Genomic DNA, 4,275 nt, shown 5'->3' on the forward strand with positions numbered 1-4,275 from the left:
AGCTACGTCTTCGGGTACCTGAACTTCATCGACGGGTCGGCCCGCGGCCTGCTGCCCAGCGGCAACACCTTTTACCAGATGAAGTCGCGGGACACCTTTGCCCCCATGGGCCCCTATCTGGTGACGGCCGATGAGATCCCCGACCCTCACCGCCTCCAGGTACGGCTCTGGGTGAACGGGGTGCTGAAGCAGAACTTCAACACCAGCGACATGGCCCACAAGATCCCCCGGTGCATCGAGTGGGTCAGCTCCATCCACACCCTGGAGCCGGGCGATGTTCTCGCCACGGGAACCAACCACCGTGGTCTCTCCGCCTTCCAGGACGGCGACCTGATCGAGCTCGAGACGGAGGGGCTGGGCCGGCTGCGCGTGCACGTGCGCGACGAGCTGAAGCGGACCTGGGCCAGGGAGACCCGGCTGGAGCGGCAGGAGAAGGGGCTCGAAGGGACGACGCCGCAACTGACGGGGAAGTACGCGCCGGGGCGAGATGCGCGATGATCGAACGTCGACCCTTCGGACGGAGCGCTCACCTCAGCAGCGTGACCGTGTTTGGGGCGGCCGCGCTGGCGCAGGCGAGCCAGGCGGATGCGGACCGCGCCCTCGACCTGCTGCTCCGATACGGTATCAACCACATCGACACTGCCCCGCGGTACGGGGACTCGGAGCTCCGCATCGGCCCCTGGATGGCCCGCCATCGCAAGGACTTCTTCCTCGCGACCAAGACCGGGATGCGAACCGCGCGCGAGGCCCGCGACGAAATCCACCGCTCGCTCGATCGGCTGCGAGTCGACCACGTGGACCTGATCCAGCTCCACTCCCTGGGCCATCCCGACGACTGGGATCAGGCGATGGGCCCCGGCGGCGCGCTGGCGGCGGCGATCGAGGCTTGCCAGCAGGGGCTCGCGCGCTTCATCGGCGTGACCGGCCACGGCTGGACCATCGCCGCGATGCACAAGCGCAGCCTTGCTCGCTTTGACTTCGACGCGGTGCTGCTGCCGTACAACTTCCTGATGGCCCAGAGCGAGCGCTACCGGCGGAACTTCGAGGAGGTGCTGGGCATCTGCCGGGAGCGGAACGTCGCGGTCCAGGTCATCAAGTCCATCGCCCGCGGGCCATGGGCCAGCCAAGCCCGGACGCACACCACGTGGTACCAGCCGCTCGAGGAGCAGGCGGACATCGACCGGGCGGTTCACTGGGCCCTCGGCCTGCCCGGCGTCTTCCTCAACACGGTTGGAGACCTCGCCCTGCTGCCGCGGGTCCTGGACGCCGCAAGCCGGTTTGAGCGCCGCCCCCCGGACGGCGAAATGGCTGCGATGCTCGACGCGAAGAGAATGACCTCGCTGTTCGGGCTCCCCACCTGAGGACCCGCCACCCGATGAAGCTCACCCACGTCACCACGCGCCGGCTGCGCACGCCGGCCGCCAACTCCCTCGTCGTGGGCCTGCCCGAACGGAGAAGAGCATCTTTGAGGAGAAGCCATGCCATTCGCAAAAAGCGCCAACCCGGGGAAAGCCGATCATTCCTTCCACGCCATCTACAATAGGGACGTCGTGTGGCAGGAGGGGGTGGCGATCGAGCTCCTCACGCTGCCCAAGGGCGTGAAGGTCAAGATCTTCACCCACGACCCCGTCACGCGGCGGATTGACATGAAGATTAAATTCCCGAAGGGCTACGTTGAGCCGGCGCACGTTCACGAGAGCTGGCATTCGATCCTCGTCACCAAGGGGCGGATGTGCGTGGCGGGCAAGGACCTGGGCCCGGGAGATTATGTCTTCGGCTGGGACCTGCCTCACGGGCCGTACGAATATCCGGATGGCTGTGAGGTCTTCGTGGTTTTCATCGGCGGGGGGACGCAGCACCGCTGGGATGAAGAGAAGCACCTCCGGCACCGAACCCGCTGGAAGGCCGAGACAGCGGCGGGAAGGAAGGCCGTCGCCAGGGGTGAGGCCGCGAGGGAGCGCGCCCTGCAGCAAAAGAGACACGAACCCCGCGAACCCGCCACGCGCTGAGAAGCACAAACCTTTCAGCACCGCAGCGGATGGCTCCAGTCCGTCCGCAGGCCGGACAGTAGGACTGGCGGAACACCGGCAAGCGGGGCGGCGCGGGCCGCGTCTGGGTCCCCCCAATCAGGCAATGCTCGCCCGGCGGCCGGAGGGTGATCCCATGGCTTCGGGAGACGGAGACACCCTCACTGGAATCACCTGCTTCTAGTTGGACCAGCCCGCTTTCCTGATCCGGGCGTGCTCTGCGAGGACTCGGGGATCTCAAGCTTGATCCGCTCCCACGCCTCGGCGCTCCACGGCTCGGTCAGGATGGCGCGGAGGACGCGCTCGGTGCGGAGCCACGGATGCCAGACATGGGCGGGCGTGCCGGGCATGGTGGAGCTACGGTAGCCGGAGGACGTGTTGAGGTCAAGGGCTGGGCCTCAGCGTGTCTGTGATGGAAGCCGGAAGCAGTTGCGGGCCGCGCCACGTTGGGCTGTACGTATCTTGGAAAAACGGACAGTGGGGGAGAAGGGACCGGTTACCGGCGGAGAAAGCCGAAGACAGCGAGGACAGCAGTCAAGAACGTGAACCACCCGGAAACAACCCACATGAAAATGCGCAGTGTGCTGTGCAGATCGCTCAGGCGCTGGTTGAGGCCTTCCGATCGGGCGTTCATGTCTGTCCGGAGCTCGCCGAACCGCTGGTTCATGTCCCCGCGGAGATCGTCAATCCGTTTGCTCGTGTCGCTTATGCGGGCGCCCAGGTCGCTTCGGAGATCGTCGAAGCGCTTATGCAGGTCGTCGAGCCGCTTGGAAAGCTCCTCGCTCATGCGAACACCATATGGCAGAATCCGGATCTGGTCAAGCTCTCGACCGCCTCATCTCCGCCTTCTCCACCAGGACCGAGCGCTTTTTCTTCACTGATTATGCCTGAAGATGAAGGCCAGCCGGGCATTCGAGTCAGCGGCGAGCGCTCGCTTCCCCTCCCCCAGACCACATCGTGGATCTCCGCGCGCGGAGCGGGCTCAGCCCCGAGACGATCCTCACTGCTGGGCGGCGCTCTCTGGCGCCCGGAGAGTCGCCGCGGTATCTCTCGCAGCGCCTCGCTCCGAAGGTCCAACACTGTTACCTGATCCCGTACCCCGAGGCCGACGGCTTCTACCGGGTGAAGCTCTTCCCGCCGATCCCTGACGGAGACGGACATTCCGTTCGCTACTACCCGCCCGCGGGCACGGCCCCGCGGCGCTCGCCGATCCCTCGGTCCCGCTCCTGATCACCGGGGGCGAGAAGAAAGCGCTCAAGGCCGACCAGGAGGGCCTGGCCTGCGCGGCGCTCGGCGGGCTCTGGTCCTGGCTCCTCGACGGCCAGCCGCTCCCCGATCTTGACCGCGTGGACTGGTGGGAGCGCGAGGTGCTCCTGGCGCCAGATTCGGACGTCTGGGTGCGGCTGGATCTCCTCCAGGCCGTTTATGCCCTGAGCAAGGACCTCGAAGGGCGCGCCGCAAAGGTCGCTGTGCTCAAGCTCAAAACTGGACCGGCACGGGGCCCCGGAGGCAGGCCATCTATAGCAGGGGTTTCGCTCCCTCGCCGTAGGTAGAGAGGACGACCGCGGGCCTGAGCTCCGCCGTGCTGAGATCGGGAAAACTAGGTTTCAGCCCGACAGATTGATTTCGTGACACACCTCGCGGGCGGGGTTGCCGGAAGTGCCGCTCCTGGGCCTGTTTGCGGGCTCCAGGAAGGTTGGGGGGCAAGGTCCTCAGGGCTTACGAACTGGCCCCGGAGAAACTCGACCTCCGTGCGCGGTACGCCCCGTCGTCGGCTGCCCAGGAGGAAACGGAATGAGGCTTCCTTTCTGTCCCCTGAGGGCCTCGATCCGTCAACCTGCTTACCGCCCAGTATTGACTCCAACAGTGAGCTTGCAGGAAGTGTGCGACAATAAAGGACGCGGAGGGCTAGCCTAACCTGGTAAGGCAGTGGACTTGAAATCCACCGGGCCGCGAGGCCCTTGCGGGTTCAAATCCTGCGCCCTCCGCCAAAATTCAATCACTTGCGAGTAGCTCTCCCGACTTTCTGCCTTTCCGGTCCGACCCCGATTGTGCCCAAACTTTGCGTAGTCCAACCGTCGCGCTATAGCGCGCTGAAAACACCAGCGAAATACGCATCGAGGAATTGCCGCGGACTCATAATGGCAATGCCGCGAAAGGTCCCGAGGGCTTGGACGTGTTTGTCACCGGTGATGATCACGTGCACTTTGGCCTCGACGGCACACTCGAGGATCCGATTGTCCGACTC

General features: G+C 65.4%; 7 protein-coding genes and 1 tRNA gene. 6 read left to right on the plus strand and 2 right to left on the minus strand.

Annotated elements, in window-relative coordinates; translation table 11 throughout:
• From HY726_12455 to HY726_12465, 3 genes are all read left to right on the plus strand, one after another.
• Positions 1 to 498 (plus strand): fumarylacetoacetate hydrolase family protein (locus tag HY726_12455; protein ID MBI4609808.1); only part of this gene is annotated, 498 nt, incomplete at its 5' end.
• Complete coding sequence (locus tag HY726_12460) at positions 495 to 1,361, plus strand: aldo/keto reductase (protein MBI4609809.1); 867 nt, start codon at positions 495 to 497, stop codon at positions 1,359 to 1,361. The genes HY726_12455 and HY726_12460, both read left to right, overlap by 4 nt.
• Before the next feature lie 117 nt (positions 1,362 to 1,478).
• On the plus strand, positions 1,479 to 2,009 hold the full coding sequence (locus HY726_12465; protein MBI4609810.1) for a hypothetical protein: 531 nt from the start codon (positions 1,479 to 1,481) through the stop codon (positions 2,007 to 2,009).
• A 188-nt stretch (positions 2,010 to 2,197) separates the two neighbouring features.
• Here HY726_12465 and HY726_12470 read toward each other — a convergent pair whose 3' ends face one another.
• Positions 2,198 to 2,377: a hypothetical protein gene (locus tag HY726_12470; protein MBI4609811.1), complete on the minus strand. Its 180-nt coding sequence runs from the start codon at positions 2,375 to 2,377 to the stop codon at positions 2,198 to 2,200.
• Positions 2,378 to 2,523: 146 nt separating this feature from the next.
• Positions 2,524 to 2,814: a hypothetical protein gene (locus tag HY726_12475; GenBank protein ID MBI4609812.1), complete on the minus strand. Its 291-nt coding sequence runs from the start codon at positions 2,812 to 2,814 to the stop codon at positions 2,524 to 2,526.
• Between the two features lie 170 nt (positions 2,815 to 2,984).
• Between HY726_12475 and HY726_12480 the strand changes: the two genes are divergently transcribed.
• From HY726_12480 to HY726_12490, 3 genes are all read left to right on the plus strand, one after another.
• Positions 2,985 to 3,257: a hypothetical protein gene (locus tag HY726_12480; GenBank protein MBI4609813.1), complete on the plus strand. Its 273-nt coding sequence runs from the start codon at positions 2,985 to 2,987 to the stop codon at positions 3,255 to 3,257.
• On the plus strand, positions 3,254 to 3,580 hold the full coding sequence (locus HY726_12485) for a DUF3854 domain-containing protein (GenBank protein ID MBI4609814.1): 327 nt from the start codon (positions 3,254 to 3,256) through the stop codon (positions 3,578 to 3,580). Before HY726_12480 ends, HY726_12485 begins: the two co-directional genes overlap by 4 nt.
• Before the next feature lie 349 nt (positions 3,581 to 3,929).
• Positions 3,930 to 4,018 (plus strand) — tRNA-Ser (locus HY726_12490).
• The last annotated feature ends 257 nt before the right edge of the window (positions 4,019 to 4,275 follow it).

It is taken from the genome of Candidatus Rokuibacteriota bacterium, assembly GCA_016209385.1.
GTDB lineage: Bacteria > Methylomirabilota > Methylomirabilia > Rokubacteriales > CSP1-6 > JACQWB01.